The organism is Vreelandella aquamarina (assembly GCF_044805175.1).
Classification (GTDB): Bacteria; Pseudomonadota; Gammaproteobacteria; order Pseudomonadales; family Halomonadaceae; genus Vreelandella; species Vreelandella aquamarina_B.
Genome location: NZ_CP085232.1, coordinates 2,806,301 through 2,826,535, shown reverse-complemented (window position 1 = coordinate 2,826,535; position 20,235 = coordinate 2,806,301). Strand labels below are relative to the sequence as shown.

Sequence of the window (20,235 nt, the reverse complement as noted above, 5' to 3'; positions counted from 1 at the left end):
CATAGCGCCCTACCATAAGAGCGGTGAGCTGGCGACGGCTGACTCATCGCTGATGATTTAAGAGATGCAGGCGCAGGCGCGTTATTTCAAGGGGCTTACGCTGCGGCAGGCTCAGCGGCTGGCCAGCCAAAGCCGTGCGATGCTCTCACAGCGGTCGGCCAGCAGCTCTGCGGTACGCGGCAGCGCCTGTTCTAACGCCATTAGCCCATCGGCTAGGGCAAAGGCGGCGGTAACGCCTTCCTCTGTGCAAGCCTGCCAGCCATCGCCCAGGCTGCCTGCGAGCACGATCACCGGCTTGTTCTGTTGTTTAGCAGCGCGGGCGACGCCAATCGGCGTTTTGCCCGCCAGGCTCTGGCCGTCCAAGCGGCCCTCACCGGTTATCACCAAATCCGCATCGTTCAGCAGGCGGGCAACGTTCGCCTGCTGCATAATCATCTCGATGCCTGGCGTCAGCGTCGCGTTCAAAAAGCAGTGGGCGGCAAACCCCATGCCGCCTGCCGCTCCCGCTCCTGGCAGCTCTCGGTCGTCTCGGCCCAGCGCCTTGGCGGTGAGGTCGGCAAAGTGGCCAAGGGCGCGGTCGAGCGTGGCAACGTCGGCTTCCGTGGCGCCTTTTTGCGGGCCAAACACCGCACTGGCGCCACGCTCGCCCAGCAGTGGGTTATCCACATCCACCGCGGCCTCTACGCGTAATTCGGCAAGGCGAGGGTCGAGGGTGGAAAGGTCAAGGGTTGCGAGCTGCTCAAGCGCTGCGCCGCCAGGGGGCAGCGGCTGGCCCTGGGCGTCCAGTAGCGTGGCCCCCAGCGCTTGGAGCATTCCGGCACCGGCATCATTGGTGGCACTACCGCCCAACAGCAACAGGGCATGGGTGGCGCCGGCCTCCAGCGCGGCGAGAAATAGCTCGCCCACGCCGTAGGTGGTGGTATGCAGGGCGTTGCGCTCCTGGCGTGTGAGATGCTGCAAGCCACTGGCTTCTGCTAGCTCGATAAACGCGGTACGCTGCTCGCTAAGCCAACCCCAGGCGGCTTGGCGTGGCCGCCCAAGGGCATCTTGTACGGTGAGCGTGCGGCGCTCGGCCTGGGTGGCGGCAATTAAAGCGTCCAGGCTCCCCTCGCCGCCATCGGCCAGAGGGCAAAGCTGTGTGATGGCACTGGGCATTGCCCGTTTAACCCCTTCGGCCATGGCTTTGGCGGCCTGTTCAGCACTCAGGGCATCCTTAAAACTGTCCGGGCAAAGCAGTACATTCATCGCACAACCTCCTTAAAACGTTGTCTTAGCGTATTGTCGCTTTTGTATGTCTGCTGGCGAGCTTAGCGCGCTGCTGGGCGACACACCAGCCACGAAGGTAGCAAGAGGATCTATCATGAAGGCCATACCCATTAGCATCACCTGCCTCTTGGCGCTGGCGGGCTGCCAGACGGTTCCCGACCGGCTGCCCCAAGCGGAGCCTGCGCCATCGGCAGCCTGCTACTTTCCCATCGGCCAGACCGCACCAGGCGATACGCTCGGCGTATTGACCGACAGCATCGATGTGCTGGAAGCCTGGGGCTTTTCGCTGGAGACGACCGACACGGCGCTTGGGCTCGTAAGCGCCTCCCGCGAGCGCGAGCTGATTGGTTATTATGATCATTATGATTACGACGACTATGGCAGCGGCTTCCGTCTGTTTGGTGGGTTTGGCATTGGCCGACATGTGGGGATTGGCGTAGGGGGCGGGTACGGCCCAGGGTTTGGTCAGCAGCCGGTGGAAGTAGAGCGGGTGTCGCTACTTGCCGACGGCGGCTATTTGCGTATCTCCCGCGATATTCGCCGTTTTGACCACCTGGGTGACCTGCGGGAGTCTTATAGCGCCAGCAACGATGATTTTTGCCGCCGTTTCCAAGAAGCGTTTCAGCAAACGGCCGTGACTCAGGGGGCATTATGAAATCAAATCGCCGCGCCTTTTTTATGACGGCTACGCTGTTAGCCGCGTTATGGCTGGCAGGCTGTGCCACCACACAGCCCCTTGAACCCCGCGAGCTGCGTTACAGTGCCCCGGTGGAACAGACCTTCCGCGAGGCGATAGCGCTGATGATGGAGCAGGGCTATGTGATACGCCACGCCGACTTAACGCTAGGCCGCGCCGAGGCAAGCCTGGCGCGCTGGCCAGAGTACCGAATTCAGCTTCAAGTGAGCGAGGCCCAGGGGGGGAGCCTAGTAAGCGTATCGGCGCTGCGCGGCAGCCAGCCGATTCCGCCTTATGTACTGGACCCCTGGCTGGTGGAGTTGCAGCGTAAACTGGGAGAACTGCCGTGATAGGAGCATGGCCACGGCCAATGTGTCGACGCGCCTGCCAGGCGCTTGTATTGGGGGGTAGCCTGTTTGCTAGCCAGTGGGCGCTGGCCCACCCCCATGGCTGGATTGATATAAGCGTTCGAATCATTACCAATGAAGAGGGCGTTGCCACCGGGCTTCACCAAACGTGGCGGATGGACCCTTTCTACAGCTTGGTGATACTTGAAGAGTTGCAACAAGTGCCAGGTGCGAGCCTGGAGCAGGGGTTGGATCAGCTGGGTGGTGAAATCCGCGATAATTTAGCGGCACAGCACTATTTTACCGAGGTGCGGATAGGCGACGAGCTGCAGGCATTGGGTGATGTGACCGAGTACACCGCGCTGGAGCGAGATGGGCGTCTCACCTTTATGTTCATTCTGCCGCTGACCACGCCCCAGCCGCTTAGCGGGCAGGTGCTGGAGTATCAAGTCTTCGACCCAACCTACTATATCGAGATGGTGCATGAAGAGGAGGGAGGTACGCCCTCTCCGCAGGCGTTGATTCTCAACGGCGAACCCGATTGCACGCTAAGCGTGCTACCCGCCGACCCCGATCCGGAGAAGGTGTTGCAGGCGTCACTACTAGACGCGGACGAGGAGGGCGAACCGGGATTAGGCCGCCACTTTGCGGAAACAGGGCGGGTGGATTGCCGCTAGCGGCCTGCCTGGCTGGTCATGTATAAAGTGTTACTTTATATCTTTCTTGCGGAGGAAGAATGCCGTTAACGCGACGACGACTGACCTCGGTAGCGCTGATACTGCTTGGCGTGGCGCTTTTGGCCTGGGCGTTACAGGCGAATTTACAAGGCGCTAGCCTGCACCTGCTCGCCTGGCAGCGGGAGCTACACCGCAGCCTTACCCTAGCCATTACTGAGCTGTCACGCACGCCTTCCCCTGGCACTTGGCTAATGCTGCTTGGCGTTAGTTTTGCCTATGGCGTGTTCCATGCCGCAGGCCCAGGGCACGGTAAAGCGGTGCTGGCCACCTATTTGGCTTCCCACGGCGGCGCTGCCCGCCGAGCGCTGGGGCTATCGTTTGCCGCATCGCTGCTACAAGGCATAACCGCCATTGCAATGGTGGCAGTGTTGGTACACGGGCTGGGCTGGGTGACGCGTCAAGCCATGGGCAGCGTGGTATGGGTCGAGCAGGCCAGTTTTCTACTAGTAGCGCTGCTAGGGGCTTGGCTCTGCTGGCGGGCGGTGAAGCAGCTGCGCCACGCCTATGCAGTTCGGCATGAGCCAGCCGTCATGCACGCTCATGGTGCTCACCATCACCATCACCATCACCATCACCATCACCATCGCCATCACCACGATCAAGACCAAGACCAAGACCAAGACCACACCCACTGCTGTGGCGGTGCCCACCACATTGAACCCGAGCAGGCGCTGGATTGGCGCACGGCACTGATGACCGTGGCGGCCATCGGCATGCGACCCTGTAGTGGGGCGATCTTGATGCTGGGGGCGGCGAGCCTCTTGGGCCAGTTTTATGTGGGCGTTGCGTCGGTGGTGGCGATGTCGCTGGGCACGGGCATCACCGTGTCGGTACTGGCGCTGGCCAGTATCGTAGCCCGAGGGTGGGCCACTCGGCGGCTGAATCAGCAGAGCCATCAGCGGGTCGGGAAAGCCGCCGGTTGGGCTGCATTTGCCGGTGGCGTGGTGATTATTGCCCTGGGTATTTCTTTAGCGCTGGCCGGTGCGGCGCAGCCCGCCAGCGGCCCGTTACTTAACGAGCCGCCCGCGCGTGGCGCGCTGCTCGGTGGTTAAGCCTAAAGCGTCAGCCCCTCTATTTGTGCCAGCAGCTGTTCCCGGCGCTCTCCCTGTTGGGCGAGCTCGTAAGGCTTGGCAGCGCCATTGCCCCATACCGGCGCGGGCCAGCTGGCATCGTCGGTATAGCGCACCACTAGGTGGATATGCAGCTGGCTGACCACATTGCCCAGCGTGGCGATATTGAGTTTATCGCCGTGGAAGGCCTCTTTCATGGCCGCGCCCAGCTGGGTGGCTTCCCGCCAGAGCTGTGCTTGCTCCTCTTGGCCGAGTTCAAACACCTCGCTGACCGATGCCATCCTGGGCACTAGCACTACCCAGGGGTAGCGTGAATCGTTCATGAGTAGCGCTCGGCAGAGCGGAAGGTCAGCCAAGGGTAAGGTTTCTGCTTCTAAGCGCGGGTCGAGTTCAAAGGTTGCCAAGTGGAGTTCTCCTAAGCCAAACGGTATGGCAAGCATCATAGCAGGGGCCGGATATACCTGGGAAAACAGGCGAAATTATTAAAATCTGTTACGCTGAAAACACTCCCAGGCGGTAAGGCTGCCGCCGGAGCTTCCCGATGTTGACTGACTTGTTAAGGAGAACACGATGAAAAAATTACTGGCGACGAGCTTTATTCTGCTCATCACTGCGGGTGCTCTAGCGGGCTGCAATACCATTGCTGGGGCAGGCCAAGATGTCGAAGAGGGCGGCCAGGCCGTGCAGGACGCTGCCAATTAAGGCTAGCCCAACAGCTTATTATGCAACGTGCGGGTTAGGCAGCAGTGTCTAACCCGCACTGCTGTTTGGGAGGTACACAGTGAGGGAGGAACACAAATGATGCCAGGAAACCGCTTGAGGGCAGCCACACGACGCTATGCAACCATGCTAGGTGGCATATTTGCTGTGACGCTGCTGGCGGGGTGTAGCAGTGCGCCGGATAGCACCGCTGCGCCTAAGCCGCCCACGGTGGATCAAACCACACCGGTCAGCCAAGCATGCGATGCCAATGCTGTGCAGTATGCCATTGGTGCCCCTTTCGATGAGGCCGATGTGGCGACCCTGGAGGAGCAGAGCGGTGCCCGTCAGGTGCGGGTGCTCCGGCCCGGCACCGCCGCCACTATGGATTACCGCGACGATCGGCTCAATATTCACTTGGAAAGCAACGGCATGATTGAGGCGCTGCGCTGCGGCTAACGCTCGCTGGGAGGCCACACCGCCGGTTAGTCGTAACGGTCTTTCCAGCCTTGGTGGCGTACCTGCTCCTTCAGCATTTCTAGCACGTCGTAAAGCACCTGTTCGGTTACTTTGGCGCTGGTGTCGTCCACCGTTAGCCAGCTGTCAAAGCCGCTTTCGGCGGTGCGCTCCACCAGTTGGCGAAAGGCGGGGGAGTGCATTCCCTGAGCTATTTCATCCACCAAACGCTGGGCCACGCCGGTAATGGAAGCCTGCATGGCGCTGGAAGCGGTTTGCCCCATGGGTAAGCGGTGTAGCCGGCGGATTTCTGGGCTCTCCCGCAGCGTGCGGCCGACCAAGTCATCAATGGCTGCCATAATGGCGGTTCGATTTTGCTGGTACGCTTGGCCTGCCGTGGCCTCTAAGCGCTCGGCAATTTCATGGATTAGCTGGGTTTTACGCGGCATGATCACCCGCTCAACCACCCGCTCGGTGAGCGAGTCGCTGGCTACGATCTGCTCCTGGACATTGCCTAGTAGGCGCAGCGCAATGCGGTCAGAGAGTTCTTCCAGCAGAATATCGTAGTACTTGGCGAAAAACCGATAGATCGACCAGCGGGTGACGTTAATCAAGCGTAGCCGGTGCAAACGGTGCAACAGCGCTACCACGCGGAACACGCGCAGCAGGCGGAACCCGCTGAGCGGAATACAGCCCAGCACGTCGTACCAGTGGACAAAGGGGTAGAAGAACCAGCGGTGATAGCGCCGCTCGGCAATCGCCACGGCCCAGCCCAGCAGCACATCGGCAATAAAGAAGCTAACAAAGACCAGATCGATAGCGATAAAGCGGCTATGGATCGCCGTATCGTAAAAACGGTGAAAATCGGGTGCGATAGCGGCAATCGCCCGGTTAATCGGCCCAATCAGAAACAGCGAGTCAAACAGCAGCAGGCTAAGGTTAATAATAACGGCGGCGATGATCAGAAAATCCCAGCCGATATGCGCGTACTCAACGGCCTTGGGCAGGTGGGGGTAGCGCTGCCTGATGGGCATGATGACTCCTTGTCGTCGCGGGTAGGGCAGCGCTTAACGCTGCTGGTGGTGCTGCTGGGTCAGCTCCTCTTCACGCTCCGCCTGCTTACGTAGCTTCTTACGCAGCGCGGCCTTTTCAAAGCGCAGCTTCTGCAGCGGGGTTTCCAGCGCCAAAGGCGGCACCCGGGCAGGCTTGCCATCGGCATCCACCGCCACCATGGTGAGGTAGCAGCTATTGGTATGGCGAATCAGCTTTTGGCGAATATCCTCGGCCACCACCTTGATGCCAATTTCCATGGAGGAGCGCCCAACGTGGTTGACGCTGGCGAGGAACGTGACCAGCTCGCCGACATGGATCGGCTGCTTGAACAGCACCTGATCCACCGAGAGCGTCACGACATAGTGGCCGGAGTAGCGGCTGGCGCAGGCATAGGCCACTTCATCGAGCTTTTTAAGAATAGCACCGCCGTGGACTTTGCCGCTGAAGTTGGCCATGTCTGGTGTCATCAATACCGTCATGGAGAGTTCGTGCTGGCCAGGCAGAGCGCTGTGTTCAGGGCTGTGTTCAGGGCTATGTTCAGAAGAGCTATCTGACATACACATTACCTTAAAAGCTAAAATGCCCGCTCCTGGTCGTGCGGTTGCAGGGGCGGGCGTTGAGGTTGTGCTTAGTGACTTAGAACCACACCAAGCCTACGGAGATAATAATACCGGTAATAAACAGCTGGATTAGGCAGAAGCCCATGATGTCCTTGGCTTTCAAGCCTGCAATCGCCAGTACCGGCAGTGCCCAGAAGGGCTGCAGCAGGTTGGTCCAGGCATCTCCCCAGGCCACTGCCATGGCAACGCGGGCAATATCGGCCCCCAGCGCTTCCGCGGCAGGCAGCATGACCGGTGCTTGTACCGCCCACTGGCCGCCGCCGGAAGGCACGAACAGGTTCACGATACCGGCGCTAATGAACGACCAGAACGGCAGCGAATTGGCGGTCGCAAACGAGACCAACCACTCCGACATGCTTTGCGCAAGGCCTGACTGCACCATGATCGCCATAATGCCCGCATAGAAGGGGAACTGGATAACAATACCCGCGCCGCCTTTAATGGCTTCATTCAAGCTGGTGAGCAGGTTGCGGGGAGTGCGGTGCAGCACAATGGCCAGGAACAGGAACATAAAATTCACTACGTTCAGGTTTAGGCCGCCGTCGCGCAGAAGGAAGTGATCCAACAGGAACAGCAGGCCCGGTACACCCACAAGTAGGGACAGCGGCATACTGTTTTCCAGCTTCTCGGCTGGGCGCGTAATGCGGCCTACGGGTTCTGGCTCATCGTTGAGCAGTTTGCGGTCCACGTACACGCTGTCTTTTTCATCGGGCAACATTAAGCGGTTGACCAGCGGTACAGCGATAAACAGGCAGATAACGATGGCCAGGTTGAAGAAGGCAAAAATGGTCGAACTGGTACTGATTACGCCAATCTGGTCGGCAGAGAAGTGGCCTTCGGTAGCAATGGTGAGCGGAATCGAGCCTGCCAGGCCGCCATGCCATACCACAAAGCCTGAGTAGGCGCTGGCCACCAGCAGGCGGTAGTCTACTTTGATCAGGCGGGCCAGCTCTTTAGCAAACAGGGCGCCGACGACCAAGCCAAAGCCCCAGTTAATCCAGCTAGCGGCCAGCGAGACGAGCGTGACAAGAATAATCGCGCCGCCGGGGGATTTCGCGGTACCGGCAATTTTTTGCAGGATGCGCTTTACCGGCGGGGAGCTTGCCAGCATAAAGCCGGTCACCAGCACCAGCAGCATCTGCATTGAGAAGGTGAGTAGCCCCCAGAAACCGTCGCCCCACATGCGCAGTACGGCCAGGGGTGTTTGGCGCTCTACCGCAATGGCGGCCACCGACGCAATGAGGGTCAGCAATAGAACAAAGATATAGGGATCTGGCAAATAACGTTCTACCAGCTTAACCGCTGGCTTCGATATGAGTTTTAGCATGGAGTGCTCACTTTATTCGTTATTAGGAAATGCGCCGCTAATATACGGTGGAGCGGCACAATTTTCATCCTTCAACGGCCAACGTGCAGAGTGCTTAGCGTTTACGCTTAGCTTTACGTTAGCGTAGTTAGCCAGCCCTGCACGTTATATCGTTCAACGCTGTTTAACAAAGATGAGCAACGGTGCGCCAGCAGGTGAGCCGGTAGTGGCGGTAATAGCCAATGAGTACCGCCGAACGGGTAAGGGTGAAGAGCGTAAACGCTAGCCATAGGCCGTGATTGCCCAGACCTTGGCAGAACCACCAAGTAGGCAGGTAGACGGCCAGCCCCGCGAAAATACTGTTACGCATTTCCCGTACCGCCGTGGTGCCGATAAATACCCCGTCAAACAGGTAGCTCCAGACCGCTATCAGCGGCATAAGCACCATCCAGGGCAGGTAGATGGCGGCGGTGGCGCGCACATCGTCTAGCCCGGTTAGCAGGGCGATCAGGTAATTGCCGCCCACGGCAAATAGCAGCGTGGCCGCAGCGGCTGTCCAGAAAGAGAAGCGGGCCGTGGCGCGCACCGTCGCCGCAAACTCGGTCCAATTCCTGCGCCCGTAAGCGCGCCCCACCAGCGATTCGGCGGCGTGGGCAAAGCCATCCAGGGCGTAGCTAGTGAGCATGATAAATTGCAGCAGCACGGCATTGGCGGCGAGCACCGTATCCCCCTGGCGAGCGCCCTGGGCGGTAAAAAAGGCCATGGCGAACAGCAGCCCAAGCGTACGCACGAACAGATTGGCGTTGACGTTAAATAGCGCCGAGTAGGCCGTTAGCGCCAGCAGCCGCTGACGCTGGAAGTGGCCTTCCAGGTGCCCCAGCTGGCGCAGCACTAAAAAGCCGCCGAAGGCCAGCGCGCTGTAGTCGGCCAGCACGCTGGCCAGCGCTACGCCGTTGCTGGTCATCCCCAGCCCCACCACAAACCACAGGTCAAGCAGGATATTGACGCTGTTGGTCAGCACCAGAATCATCAGCGTGACGCGTGAGTTCTGCTGCCCTAAAAACCATCCTAAAATCGCGTAGTTAGCCAGTACGGCAGGGGCAGACCAGAGGCGAATCTCGGCATACTCGCGGGCCAGCGGCGTGGCCTGTACGCTGCCATCTAGTAGCCACAGGCCAAGCGAGATGAGCGGTGTGCCAAACACGATTAATAGTGTGCCGATGACACCTGCCATGATCAGCGACTGGCCTAGCAAGTTGCGCACGTCACTAGGCGACTCGCGCCCTATAGCCTGGGCCACCAGCCCTGTGGTGCCCATGCGCAAAAAGCCAAAGCCCCAATAAAGGAAGCTAAATAGCGTTGCGCCGAGGGTAACGCCAGCTAAATAGCGGGAGTCGGGCAGGTGCCCGACCACGGCGGTATCCACCAAGCCGAGTAACGGCACGGTGATGTTGGAAAGGATGATGGGCCAAGCGAGGGTCCAAATACGCACGACTTAAGCGGCAGTAATGATGCGGTACTTCTCCATCAACTGCTCTTGGGTCTCGGGGCGTTCCGGGTCGAGGGGAATGCAGTCCACCGGACATACCTGTTGGCACTGGGGCTCGTCGAAATGGCCGACGCACTCGGTGCATAGGTTCGGGTCGATGACGTAGATCTCTTCACCTTGAGAAATAGCGTCGTTGGGGCATTCCGGTTCGCAGACGTCGCAGTTAATGCATTCGTCGGTGATCATTAGGGCCATGGCATACCTCACGAATGGCGTATCACCCGGGTGGTTGGATACCCGAGTGTTTTACTCAACAATATCGATGGCTAGCTAGTGTAGTGCTTACGCAGCGCCTCTGCGACCTGCGGATGCACTAGCAGCGAAATATCGCCGCCCAGCTTGGCGATTTCCCGCACGATGGTCGAGGAGATATAGGAGTTTTCCACCGCCGGGGTGAGAAACACGCTCTCAAGCTCAGGGTTTTGGGCGCGGTTCATATTGGCCAGCTGCAGCTCGTACTCAAAATCCGAGACGGCGCGCAGGCCGCGTAGAATAATCGTTGCGCCCTGCTCGTGCATCATGGTGGTCAGGAGCGTCGAAAAGCCGATCACGCTAACATTGGGCAGCGATGCACATACCGACTGGGCTAACGCAATGCGCGTATCCAGGTCCAGGCTGGGGCGTTTGCCGGGGCTGGCGGCCACGGCAATCACCACTTTGTCGAACATCCGCGCACCGCGCTCGATCAAGTCGAAGTGGCCGTTGGTGATTGGGTCGAACGTGCCCGGGTAGACGGCAATATTCTCGCGGCGGGTACTCATGTTGGCGTCTCCTCGTCCAGCGAACCAAACGGGTTATCGGCGGCCAGCGAAACCGCATGATCGTACCCGGGGATGTGGATGCGGTCTGCGTGAATCTCAAGCTCCGGGCCTTCCAGCACCGCTTCGCCAAACTGGTAGCGGGGGGTGTAATGTCCGCGGTCGGCCTCAGCGAGATAGGCAGCGGCATTAGCACGCACCGCTTCGCGGCGACCTTTCCAGGCGTCTATCGCGGCGCTGCCGTGACGCTTGGTAAGTAGACGCTCGGTCACCTCTGGCGAGAGCACCACGCCGGTGGCGTTATTACCGCCAAAGCCTTTGGCGTTGATAAAGGCAGCATCGGCGGTAAATGCTTGAGGCGTCGTGAAAAAGCGCAGCCGCTTGGCATACACGTCATCGGCCACCGCATCCAGCGTGGGGATGCCGGGCAGTAGGCCGTGGGCGAAGCTACCCAGGGCGCTGGCCAGTTGGTCGCCCGCTGCCGAGCCTTGGGAGTGGCCGATAAAGGCTTTAATCGCCACCACCGGCCACTGCTCGATGCCGTTAGCGCGGGCGATTTCATCGAATACGTGGGATTCGGTGGTGCGGTTTTTCGGCGTGCTGGTGCCGTGGGCATGAAGGAAGGTGCGCTCTTTCAGCGCGGTCTCTCCCAGCATGTCTTTGACCAGCGCGGCGGCTTTACCCAGGGTGATGTAGTTGCCAATGCCCGGCGCGGAGATAGAGCGCTTATAGCCGTCGGCATTGACAAACACATCGGGCACCGCGCCAAGAATATCGGCGCCTAGCTCCAGGGCGAGGCTGTCGTCCATCAGCAGCAGGAATTGGCTGGCTTCCGCCATGGTGAACCCACAGTTACGGGCAAACGGGCGGCAGGCGCGCTGGTAGTCGGCGTCGGTGAGCAGCTCCAGGGCATCCAGCGCTTTCAGACTGGCGTCATCGGCCAGCGCACCCATGGCACGGAAGCCCTCGATGATTTCCGGGGTAATCGGCGCATCGGCGGTACCCACCATGACCACGCGGCGGCGGCCCGAGCGTATATCATCAATCCCCAGGCGCAGGTTGTAGAGGAAGCTGGCACAGGCACCCAACGCGGCGCCAGTGCCGCCTACGCTGCCGAGTACGTAGGCATTGAGGAAGTCTGCGGGCATTTGCCCGTAGCCTAGCGGCATCTGCTTGGAGGTGGCGCGCTGGCCGGTCACCAAGCTTTTCAGCAGGCCACCCCAGCCCTGGTCATCCAACTGGCCAATCGAGTTGCCTGCGTAGACGGCGATATGGTCCGGGCTTAACTGCTGGCGCAGGGTTTCCCAGGAGAGGCCGCTGGCGCCCAGGCAGTCGCTGGCACCAAACACCGCCATGGAGAGCCCTCTCGGGTGGTGCACGCTGCGGTAAAGGCTGGCGGGATCAAAGCCACTGGGTAGCTGCGCGGCGGCCCGCACCTTGGGTTCCTGTGCATCTGGCAGCAGTACGTCGAAGGTGCCCGCTGGGATGGTCACCTCGACTTCACGGGCGTTGATATCGCACACCTGCCACCCTTCGGGCAGCTGGTCGGGCAGCTGGCGGCGGCGCAGCGTTACGCGCAGCGGCTCGGCCAAGGCCATATCGGCTCGTCGGTTCGCCGGCAGGCCGGGGGCGAGAAAGCGCGGGTCTTCATTGCGGCGAATCAGCGTGTGGTTAAGCACTTGATCGCGCAGCATGTGGGCAGGGGCGTCAATGGGCTGCCCTGCGCTGTCGTGCCACCCGTTCTCGGAGTGCTTAGCAAGGCGCATAAGCGCTGCTAAGCCTTCCAGGGTTTGGCGCTGCTGGTCAGCAGGAAGAGCATCAAGCACGGTACGGCGGAAGGCCTGATGGCCCGAGGTTCTGCCGGCGGGGTTGATGCCGCCCATGCCGACAATCACCGGTAAATGTGACAAGCCGGGTTCCTCGTGGTGCGGTGGTTTTTAATAACGGTTATTGTCAGACCGTGGCGGAAATTGTCATCGATCTGAGCTTAATAGTGAGCTTATAAAAAGCCTCGGGCATGATCATAGCACCGGGTATGCAACGGCGTCATGCCGAGCGCGCGGGAGACTGATAGAATCACGCTTTTTTAATCCAGGGGATGGCATGCAGCACACCTCACGGCCAGTGACTTCCAATCAGCCAGGTCCGCATCACGATGTCGCACGGCGCGTGGAGCGCGCCTTAGCTCACCCGCTGCGTAAGCCCATCGCCGACCACACGCGCCGCGCGTTTGAGCAGGCCGAGGCATGGCGACGGCAGCGCTCGGCGCCCTTGATCCTCGATGCTGGCTGCGGGGTAGGGCTATCGACCCGGCGGCTCGCTATGCAGTTTCCCGGGCATAGCGTGATTGGCGTTGACCGCAGCGAGGATCGGCTGGGGCGCGAGCACGGCGAGCTGCCGGAAAACGCCCTGCTGGTGCGCGCTGATCTAGTCGATTTTTGGCGGCTTGCGCTGGAAGCGGGCTGGACGCCCGAGCACCACTACCTGCTGTATCCCAACCCCTATCCCAAATCAGCGCACTTGAAAATGCGCTGGCATGGCCATCCGGTTTTCCCCACACTGTTGGCCCTCGGCGGGCGGCTTGAGCTGCGCTCGAACTGGCGGCTCTATGTGGAGGAGTTTGCCCAGGCTGTCATGATAGCAACCGGCCAGCAGGCCAGTATTGCGCCGCTGCACCCCAACGGTGACTATTTAACGCCGTTTGAAGCCAAATATGACCAAAGCGGCCAAACGCTGTGGCGTTTGTGCATCGACCTGGAGCGCCCATGACGTTTGTCTACTTAATCCTCGCGATCGTGGCGGAAGTGGTTGCCACGAGTGCGTTAAAAGCCTCAGTAGGTTTTACTCGGCCACTGCCGAGCCTCCTGGTGGTAGGTGGCTATGGCTTGGCATTTTATTTATTGAGCCTGGTGCTACGCACTCTGCCGGTGGGCATTGCCTATGCCATCTGGGCGGGCCTGGGCATTGTGCTGGTCACCCTGGTGGGCATCGTGGTGTTTGGTGAAAAGCCTGATCTGCCTGCGGTACTTGGCATTAGTCTGATTGTGGCCGGGGTGATCATCCTACAGGTCTTCTCCAAGATGAACGTGCATTGAGGGAGTTTTGGCGTGACGTGTTTTTTTAACTTACCGGGCCGATGGCTGCGTAGCAGCGCAGTGGCAGGCGTGGCGGCCGCTGCGTTATGCGCCAGTTCAGCACTATGGGCAGATTTCAGCCGTTTGAGCCAGTTAGAGGCCAAAGGGTTCTCGATTAGTGCTGAAGCGCGCCTGCTGAGTGCTGACAGCAGCCATCTGACGTTGGGCAGCCTCAACCCGGAGCGCCAGCTCTCGCCCGCCTCGGTCACCAAGGCGTATATGGCGGCGGCGCTGCTGAATCGCTTCGGCCCCCAACATCGCTTTACAAGCCAATTAGTGAGTGTCGGCCAAGTGGTTAACGGTGTGCTGCAGGGTGATTTAGTCTTTGAAGGCGGTGGTGACCCTGGCCTGACAACAGAGGATCTTTGGCGGCTCGTCCAGCGGCTGCAGCTGGCCGGAGTCAGTCGGGTAGAGGGAGCGCTGGTGGTCAGCCAGTGGCGCTTTGGTCCGGTGGAGTGCATTACCACCGACCGCTGCAACGCGCGTACGCGAGTCGCCAACGCCTATAGCGCGCCGTTATCCTCCGCTGGGGTTAACTTCGGTACGTGGTGTGTCAATGTCGCACCGGCGGCCACCCCTGGCGAGCCTGCACGGGTCGGTTTGTGCGATAGCCAGGCGCCGCTGGTGGCTATTGATAATCAGGTGGTAACGCGCCCCCCCAATAGCGGCACGGAAATCAGCGCCGAGCGAATCACCAATGAGCGCGGCGATGTCATACGGTTAAGGGGGCAAATGTCCACCAACGCCATCGCCCGGGATGTATACCGCGGCGCGGGAGACGCCGCTGAAAAAACCGCCCAGCTGTTGCTGAGTATGTTGAACCAGGCGGGGATTAGCGTGCGCGACCCCTGGCGGGTAAGCTCAACCCCGCCGCCAAGCAGCGCCCAGCGCCTGGCGGCGGTGGATAGCCAGCCGCTCCAGGAGCTGCTGCTGCGTACCATGAACTACTCCAATAACTATATGGCCGACGTGCTGGCGCTCAACTTGGTGGAAACGCCCCAGGCGCAGCTGCGCCAGGCTGGGCAGGCTATTGAGGCGTATGTACAGAGCCTGCCGGGACACGGCCCGATTACCCTGCATAGCGGCAGCGGATTAACTACCGATAACCGCACCTCCGCGCACGGGGTTAATGTGATGCTGGAGGATATGTTCCGCCAAGGCGCGCTATTCCCGAGCTTTGTGGCCTCTTTTCAATCCCCGTCCAATGGGGTGATGCGCTTTATCCGCCGCGGCTCGGCCACCTTTCAAAATAACGTCATGCTGAAAACCGGTACGCTCAACCAGCCATTTGCCGTGCGTGCGGCGGCGGGCTACTTCCGCACGGCACAAGGGCGTTGGGGGGTGTTTAGCGTGTTAGTGAACGGTAGCGGCAGCACGCCCTATCTAAGCTGGTCCGAGGTGCTGGACCCCCTATCGCTGGATTTAGATGCGATGATACTGGCTAACTAATTGAACGCTTAGGTGAGGCAACGGGCATGAAGCCACGTCACACAGGGTTAACCCACTTACTGCACTCCACACGCTACTCCTGGAAAGGCCTGAAAGCGGCGTTCCGTAATGAGTCCGCTTTCCGTCAGGAGCTGGCGATTGCCGCTGTGCTGCTGCCTTTTGCCTGGTGGATCGGCGAAGGCCCAATCAGTTGGCTGCTGCTAGTTGGCAGCCTGCTGCTGGTGCTCATCGTGGAGCTACTGAACAGTGCGATTGAGAACGTAGTGGACCGTATCGGCACCGAACATCACGAGCTATCCGGTCGCGCAAAAGATATCGGCTCGGCGGCGGTGATGCTGTCGCTCATCATGGCGGGCCTTACCTGGGGGCTGTTAGGCTGGGAAAAATGGATGGGCTAGCCCGCCCGCTATCTTGTCAATAACCATAACGGGCAGACACTATAATAAGTGCTTGGCAGACAAGTGCTTGGTAGAGAGGTGCTTATGCAAACCAACGATGCGTTATTCCCCACGGCAACGCTGCCCAAAGCGCTGGCACCTGCTGCCGCACAGGCGCACCAGCGTCTCAGCGAGGCGCTTAGCCAGGCGGATAATATCGCCTCAATGACCAAGCAGCCGTTGCCCTCTGGCAGTTGGGAGGCGCTATCCCCCGCTCGCCGTGAAGCGCTGGCCCGAGTGGTTACGATTTCCACCTTTGCCCTTGATACGTTAGTACGTTTTCCCCACTGGCTGGCGGAGCTGGACGCCGCTGGAGAGTTGGATAACGCCCCTGATAAAGAGGCGCTTGCCCAATGGCTGGACGATGCCCTGGAGGGCGCCGAGGACGAAGACGCCCTGCACCGGGCGCTGCGCCGTTTTCGCCGGGCGCGGATGCTGGGCATTATTTGGCGCGACCTAAACCGCCCCGATGGTTCAACCATGTGGAACACCGCCCAGGCGGTCTCCTGGCTGGCGGAAGTGTGCACAGAGGCGGCGCTCGGCTGGCTGGAGCGTTATTATGCCCCCCGCTGGGGAACGCCTGCCGCCCGGAGTGACGGCTCGCCCCAGCGGCTTGTCGTACTGGGCATGGGGAAGCTGGGCGCGGGTGAGCTTAATCTCTCCTCAGACATCGACCTGATTTTTGCCTTCCCTGAAAAGGGCGAGACCGAAGGCGGCCGCAAGCCCCTTGAGCATCAAGAGTACTTCACCAAGCTTGGTCAACGCCTGATCGCCGCGCTGGATGCCATGACGGCGGATGGGTTTGTGTTTCGTGTGGATATGCGCCTGCGCCCGCTGGGCGATGGCGGCCCGCTGGTAGGCAGCTTTTCGATGCTCTCCAGCTACTACCAGGATCAAGGCCGTGAGTGGGAGCGCTACGCCATGCTGAAAGCGCGGCCCGTAGCGGGAGATCTCGACGCCGGCTACGAGCTGCTGGCCAGCTTGCGGCCATTTGTATACCGCCGGTACCTGGACTTCGGGGCCATTGAGTCGCTGCGCGAGCTGAAGGCGATGATTAACCGCGAAGTGAAGCGCAAAGGCATGGAGAGCAATATCAAGCTCGGGCCTGGGGGCATCCGCGAAGTGGAGTTCGTGGTGCAGGCGTTCCAACTGATTCGCGGCGGGCGCGATACCGAGTTGCAGGTCACCTCGCTGCAAACGGCGCTTGAACGTTTGCCGGAGCTTGGGCTGCTGCCCCAAACCGTGGTGGACGAGTTACTACCGGACTACGCCTTCCTGCGTGATGTGGAGCACGCCATTCAGGCGTTGGAAGACCGCCAAACCCAAATGCTGCCCACCGATGACGAGGACCGCGAACGGGTGGCCTTTGCCATGGGGCATGAGGATTGGCCGGGGCTAATCGCCCAGTTAGAGGAAGTACGCGAACGGGTGCGCCAGCACTTTGATGCGGTGATCGCCGACCCCGAAGAAGAGGCCGACGAGGAGCAGAGCGAGTCCAGCCTCGCCCAGTGGCGGCTGCTGTGGCGCGGCGAGCTTGAAGAGGATGAAGCGCTGGCCCTGCTGGGCGGAGCGGGTTTTAGCGAGCCTGAGCGGGCGCTCAAGCGTCTGCAGAGTCTCTACCACTCTCGGGCTGTGCAAAGTATGCAGCGCATTGGCTTTGAGCGCTTGGATGCGTTAATGCCGCTGCTGCTGTGCGCCGTGGCCGAGAGCGAGACACCGGACACCGCGCTGGCGCGCGTGCAACCGCTGATCGAGGCGGTGCTGCGGCGCACCGCTTACCTAGCGCTGCTGCGGGAAAACCCCCAAGCCCTTGAGCACCTGATGCGGCTCTGCTCGGCCAGCCCCTGGATTGCCGAGCAGTTGGCGCGCTACCCCATACTGCTGGACGAGTTGTTAACCCCCGACACCCTCTATACGCCCGCCGACAAGGCCCGTTTGGCCGATGAGTTGCGCCAAACCCTCAACCGGCTGCCCGAGGATGATGAGGAGGCACAGCTAGAAGCCTTGCGGGTCTTCAAACACGCCCAGATGCTGCATGTGGCCGCCTCGGATATTGCCGGTACGCGCCACTTGATGAAAGTGAGCGATTACTTAACCTACATCGCAGAGGTCATTTTGGATGCGGTGCTGGCGATGGCGTGGAAGCACGTTACCCGTAAGCACGGCGCCCCTGCGGGCTGCAACTCCCGAGAGCCGGCGTTTTTGATTATTGGTTACGGCAAGCTAGGCGGCATCGAGCTAGGCTACGGCTCTGACTTGGATCTGGTCTTCCTGCACGACAGCGACGGTAAAGGCAGTACCGATGGCCCCCGCCCCTTGGATACGCCGGTATTTTTCACCCGTTTGGGCCAACGCATTATCCACCTGCTAACCGCGGTGACCCCCGCAGGCAGCCTTTACGAAGTAGACATGCGCCTGCGCCCATCAGGCAATGCGGGGCTGCTGGTTACCTCGCTCGATGCCTTTGCTGAGTACCAGCACCAAAACGCCTGGACTTGGGAGCATCAAGCGCTGGTGCGCGCCAGGGTGGTGGCGGGCAGTGAGCGGCTTGCCAACAAGTTCGACGAGCTACGCGGGGAGATTTTGCGCCGTGAGCGCGACGCGCAAGCCCTGCGTGACGACGTGGTGAATATGCGCCATAAAATGCGCGACCACCTGGGCACCAAAGGGCAGGGGGCAGCTTCCGACGCCGCTGGCGAGGCCAGTGCGGACGCGACCTTCAGCCTGAAGCATGACGCAGGCGGCATGGTGGATATTGAGTTTCTCTGCCAATACGCCGTTCTGGCGCTCTCCCATCAAACGCCTGCGTTGATCACCTATAGCGACAACATTCGCATTCTGGAAACCCTGGCAGAGAGCGGGCATATTACCCAAACGGAGGCCGAGCAGCTCCGTGAAGCGTATCTAGCCTACCGCAGCCGCACCCACCGTGCGGCGCTAACCGGTGAAAAGCCGCTGGGGAACGCTAGCGAGTTTGCTGAGCATCGCCAGGTGGTCACCGCGTTGTGGCAGCGTTTTCTAGAGCCTTGATTTGGCGGGAAGGGGGTTTTTCAGTAGCATGGGTAAAAAGCTAGCCTGGTAACGACTGGCTCTATAATAGCTGCCTTGAAGACTACCTTTATAAAAACAAGGACGAAGGAATGCGCACTCAGGCTCACACGCTGCCACTCATTGAGGCGGCACACCGATGATTGGACAAATTTTAGCCACACTGCTGCCGGTGTTTTTGATTGCCGGTAGCGGTGCCGCCTACGGACGTTTCCGCACTCCCGATATTCGCAGCTTAAACACCCTCAATATGGAGCTGTTTGTTCCGCTGCTGGTATTTGCGGTATTGGCCGACCGCCAAGCGCCGCTTGCGGAGTACGCCTGGCTGGCTAGCGCCGCCGCTGTGGTAGTGCTTGGCTCGGGGTTAGTGCTTTGGCCGGTGGTGAAGTGGCTCTCGCTGGATAGCAAAGTCTTCCTGCCGCCGATGATGTTCAATAATTCCGGCAATATGGGCGTGCCGCTTTTGGTGCTGGCATTCGGGCCGGAAGCGCTGCCGGCGGCGGTGGTGGTGTTTATCGTGGAGATGCTGCTGCATTTCTCGGTGGGGCTCTACATGCTGGACCCGCGCACCTCGCTGTGGCGGATGCTGAAAATGCCAATTGTGGCGGCCAGTTTGGCGGGGTTGTTGGTCAACGTAGGGGGAGTGGCACTACCCAACTGGCTGCTGGAAGCTATGCATATGCTGGGGGGCGTATGTATCCCGCTAATGCTCTTCGCATTGGGAGTACGCCTGCTGGAAATCGACTTTAGCGACTGGCGAACGGGGCTGTTGGGTGCCGTGCTTTGCCCGCTCTCTGGGCTGGTGATTGCGCTACCGCTGATGTGGCTGCTGCCACTTAACCCACTGCAAACCGCCGTGCTGTTGGTGTTTGCCGCGCTGCCACCAGCGGTGCTGAATTACCTAGTCGCGGAGCAGTATAAGCTCGCCCCGCATAAGGTGGCATCGCTGGTGCTAATTGGTAATTTGGGAAGTTTAATCGTTATGCCGCTAACGCTAGCGGCTGCCTTTGCCTGGATTCAGCCGCCGCCCTAGCGATTGGGTTCACCCTTTATTCTCGGGTTCATTCTTTACTTCATAACTCTTTACTTCATAGCTGCCTTCCAGGGCATCCTGCTGCCCTGACGGCTGTTCGCTTGCATAGCCGCCGCCGATGTCTTGGGCATTATCGGCACGCATCTGCTCCAGGCGCTTTTTCATCTTATGGCGCACAAACGGCATCATGGCCCAGCCGATCAGCAGGAAAAATAACCCAAGCACAACGCCAACAATCATCAGTGCGCCAAACGCGAGCCACGTCAACAGCAGTTTTAAGCTACCTACCAGCCCATTGGGCTGAGTTTGCGCAGCCCGAGCGCGCCACTGATTAGCAGCCTGCCAAGCGGCATTACGTTGGTCGCGATTCATCTGTGGCATGAAAGCCTCCGTCGTTCGTTTGCCACCATTGGAACATAGCCGAGGTCGCAAGTTCACTGCTTCTTTTTTAAGACTTAAAAACCAATATATAAGATATATCTAATTTTTATGTGTAAAGCCCCTAGCATGCGATAGCTAGCATCGAATGTTAGGATTTAAGTGAGCGCACTAACATTATGTGCGTTTTTTTATGAGCTAACGTTTTTATGAAGCGTT

22 protein-coding genes are annotated in these 20,235 nt (G+C 59.9%); 12 read left to right on the top strand and 10 right to left on the bottom strand.

Features of this window, described 5'->3' with window-relative positions; genetic code table 11:
* Positions 1–111: 111 nt before the first annotated feature.
* Complete coding sequence (locus LG300_RS13175; RefSeq protein WP_404375770.1) at positions 112–1,245, bottom strand: glycerate kinase; 1,134 nt, start codon at positions 1,243–1,245, stop codon at positions 112–114.
* 115 nt (positions 1,246–1,360) lie between these two features.
* Between LG300_RS13175 and LG300_RS13170 the strand changes: the two genes are divergently transcribed.
* Genes LG300_RS13170 through LG300_RS13155 form a run of 4 tightly spaced genes read left to right on the top strand, consistent with a single transcriptional unit; the run spans position 1,361 to position 4,078 of the window.
* Positions 1,361–1,921 (top strand): hypothetical protein, encoded by a 561-nt coding sequence (locus LG300_RS13170; protein WP_404375769.1) that lies wholly within the window; start codon positions 1,361–1,363, stop codon positions 1,919–1,921.
* Positions 1,918–2,292: a hypothetical protein gene (locus LG300_RS13165; protein ID WP_404375768.1), complete on the top strand. Its 375-nt coding sequence runs from the start codon at positions 1,918–1,920 to the stop codon at positions 2,290–2,292. Before LG300_RS13170 ends, LG300_RS13165 begins: the two co-directional genes overlap by 4 nt.
* 20 nt (positions 2,293–2,312) lie before the next feature.
* The gene (locus LG300_RS13160) at positions 2,313–2,966 is read left to right on the top strand and encodes a DUF1007 family protein (RefSeq protein ID WP_404375767.1); all 654 of its coding nucleotides are present in this window, start codon (positions 2,313–2,315) and stop codon (positions 2,964–2,966) included.
* A 59-nt stretch (positions 2,967–3,025) separates the two neighbouring features.
* Positions 3,026–4,078 carry a nickel/cobalt transporter gene (locus LG300_RS13155; protein ID WP_404375766.1) on the top strand — a complete coding sequence of 351 codons (1,053 nt, stop codon included), beginning with the start codon at positions 3,026–3,028 and terminating at the stop codon, positions 4,076–4,078.
* 2 nt (positions 4,079–4,080) lie between these two features.
* On the opposite strand, the gene LG300_RS13150 is transcribed toward LG300_RS13155, so the two are convergent.
* Positions 4,081–4,536: an HIT domain-containing protein gene (locus LG300_RS13150; protein ID WP_404378041.1), complete on the bottom strand. Its 456-nt coding sequence runs from the start codon at positions 4,534–4,536 to the stop codon at positions 4,081–4,083.
* A gap of 130 nt (positions 4,537–4,666) precedes the next feature.
* Between LG300_RS13150 and LG300_RS13145 the strand changes: the two genes are divergently transcribed.
* Both LG300_RS13145 and LG300_RS13140 read left to right on the top strand, forming a co-directional pair.
* A complete protein-coding gene (locus LG300_RS13145; protein ID WP_404375765.1) occupies positions 4,667–4,798 on the top strand; it encodes an entericidin A/B family lipoprotein in 132 nt (43 codons plus the stop codon).
* A gap of 96 nt (positions 4,799–4,894) precedes the next feature.
* A complete protein-coding gene (locus LG300_RS13140) occupies positions 4,895–5,254 on the top strand; it encodes an I78 family peptidase inhibitor (protein ID WP_404375764.1) in 360 nt (119 codons plus the stop codon).
* A gap of 26 nt (positions 5,255–5,280) precedes the next feature.
* Here the strand turns inward: LG300_RS13140 and LG300_RS13135 are convergent, their stop codons facing one another.
* The 7 genes from LG300_RS13135 to LG300_RS13105 all read right to left on the bottom strand — a co-directional run bounded on the left by LG300_RS13135 (position 5,281) and on the right by LG300_RS13105 (position 12,420).
* Complete coding sequence (locus LG300_RS13135) at positions 5,281–6,285, bottom strand: ion transporter (RefSeq protein WP_404375763.1); 1,005 nt, start codon at positions 6,283–6,285, stop codon at positions 5,281–5,283.
* 33 nt (positions 6,286–6,318) lie between these two features.
* Positions 6,319–6,861: an acyl-CoA thioesterase gene (locus LG300_RS13130; RefSeq protein ID WP_404375762.1), complete on the bottom strand. Its 543-nt coding sequence runs from the start codon at positions 6,859–6,861 to the stop codon at positions 6,319–6,321.
* Positions 6,862–6,940: 79 nt separating this feature from the next.
* Positions 6,941–8,251: a short-chain fatty acid transporter gene (locus tag LG300_RS13125; RefSeq protein WP_404375761.1), complete on the bottom strand. Its 1,311-nt coding sequence runs from the start codon at positions 8,249–8,251 to the stop codon at positions 6,941–6,943.
* Positions 8,252–8,414: 163 nt separating this feature from the next.
* Positions 8,415–9,722, bottom strand: a complete 1,308-nt coding sequence (locus LG300_RS13120; protein WP_404375760.1) for an MATE family efflux transporter — start codon at positions 9,720–9,722, stop codon at positions 8,415–8,417.
* A gap of 3 nt (positions 9,723–9,725) precedes the next feature.
* On the bottom strand, positions 9,726–9,974 hold the full coding sequence (locus LG300_RS13115) for a YfhL family 4Fe-4S dicluster ferredoxin (RefSeq protein WP_263066196.1): 249 nt from the start codon (positions 9,972–9,974) through the stop codon (positions 9,726–9,728).
* A 71-nt stretch (positions 9,975–10,045) separates the two neighbouring features.
* Positions 10,046–10,540 (bottom strand): pantetheine-phosphate adenylyltransferase, encoded by a 495-nt coding sequence (gene coaD / locus LG300_RS13110; protein WP_404375759.1) that lies wholly within the window; start codon positions 10,538–10,540, stop codon positions 10,046–10,048.
* The gene (locus tag LG300_RS13105; protein WP_404378040.1) at positions 10,537–12,420 is read right to left on the bottom strand and encodes a beta-ketoacyl synthase; all 1,884 of its coding nucleotides are present in this window, start codon (positions 12,418–12,420) and stop codon (positions 10,537–10,539) included. Before LG300_RS13105 ends, coaD begins: the two co-directional genes overlap by 4 nt.
* A gap of 220 nt (positions 12,421–12,640) precedes the next feature.
* Between LG300_RS13105 and LG300_RS13100 the strand changes: the two genes are divergently transcribed.
* The 6 genes from LG300_RS13100 to LG300_RS13075 all read left to right on the top strand — a co-directional run bounded on the left by LG300_RS13100 (position 12,641) and on the right by LG300_RS13075 (position 19,638).
* Positions 12,641–13,306: a tRNA (guanine(46)-N(7))-methyltransferase TrmB gene (locus tag LG300_RS13100; RefSeq protein ID WP_404375758.1), complete on the top strand. Its 666-nt coding sequence runs from the start codon at positions 12,641–12,643 to the stop codon at positions 13,304–13,306.
* Positions 13,303–13,632 carry a DMT family transporter gene (locus tag LG300_RS13095; protein ID WP_404375757.1) on the top strand — a complete coding sequence of 110 codons (330 nt, stop codon included), beginning with the start codon at positions 13,303–13,305 and terminating at the stop codon, positions 13,630–13,632. The genes LG300_RS13100 and LG300_RS13095 overlap by 4 nt, the downstream gene beginning before the upstream one ends.
* Before the next feature lie 12 nt (positions 13,633–13,644).
* The gene (gene dacB, locus LG300_RS13090) at positions 13,645–15,120 is read left to right on the top strand and encodes a D-alanyl-D-alanine carboxypeptidase/D-alanyl-D-alanine-endopeptidase (RefSeq protein ID WP_404375756.1); all 1,476 of its coding nucleotides are present in this window, start codon (positions 13,645–13,647) and stop codon (positions 15,118–15,120) included.
* 26 nt (positions 15,121–15,146) lie between these two features.
* Entirely contained in the window at positions 15,147–15,518 is a 372-nt protein-coding gene (locus LG300_RS13085) for a diacylglycerol kinase (RefSeq protein WP_404375755.1), read from the top strand.
* 84 nt (positions 15,519–15,602) lie between these two features.
* Complete coding sequence (gene glnE / locus LG300_RS13080) at positions 15,603–18,587, top strand: bifunctional [glutamate--ammonia ligase]-adenylyl-L-tyrosine phosphorylase/[glutamate--ammonia-ligase] adenylyltransferase (RefSeq protein WP_404375753.1); 2,985 nt, start codon at positions 15,603–15,605, stop codon at positions 18,585–18,587.
* Positions 18,588–18,744: 157 nt separating this feature from the next.
* Positions 18,745–19,638: an AEC family transporter gene (locus LG300_RS13075; protein ID WP_404375752.1), complete on the top strand. Its 894-nt coding sequence runs from the start codon at positions 18,745–18,747 to the stop codon at positions 19,636–19,638.
* Positions 19,639–19,647: 9 nt separating this feature from the next.
* On the opposite strand, the gene LG300_RS13070 is transcribed toward LG300_RS13075, so the two are convergent.
* Positions 19,648–20,019 carry a hypothetical protein gene (locus LG300_RS13070; protein ID WP_404375751.1) on the bottom strand — a complete coding sequence of 124 codons (372 nt, stop codon included), beginning with the start codon at positions 20,017–20,019 and terminating at the stop codon, positions 19,648–19,650.
* Positions 20,020–20,235 lie beyond the last annotated feature (216 nt).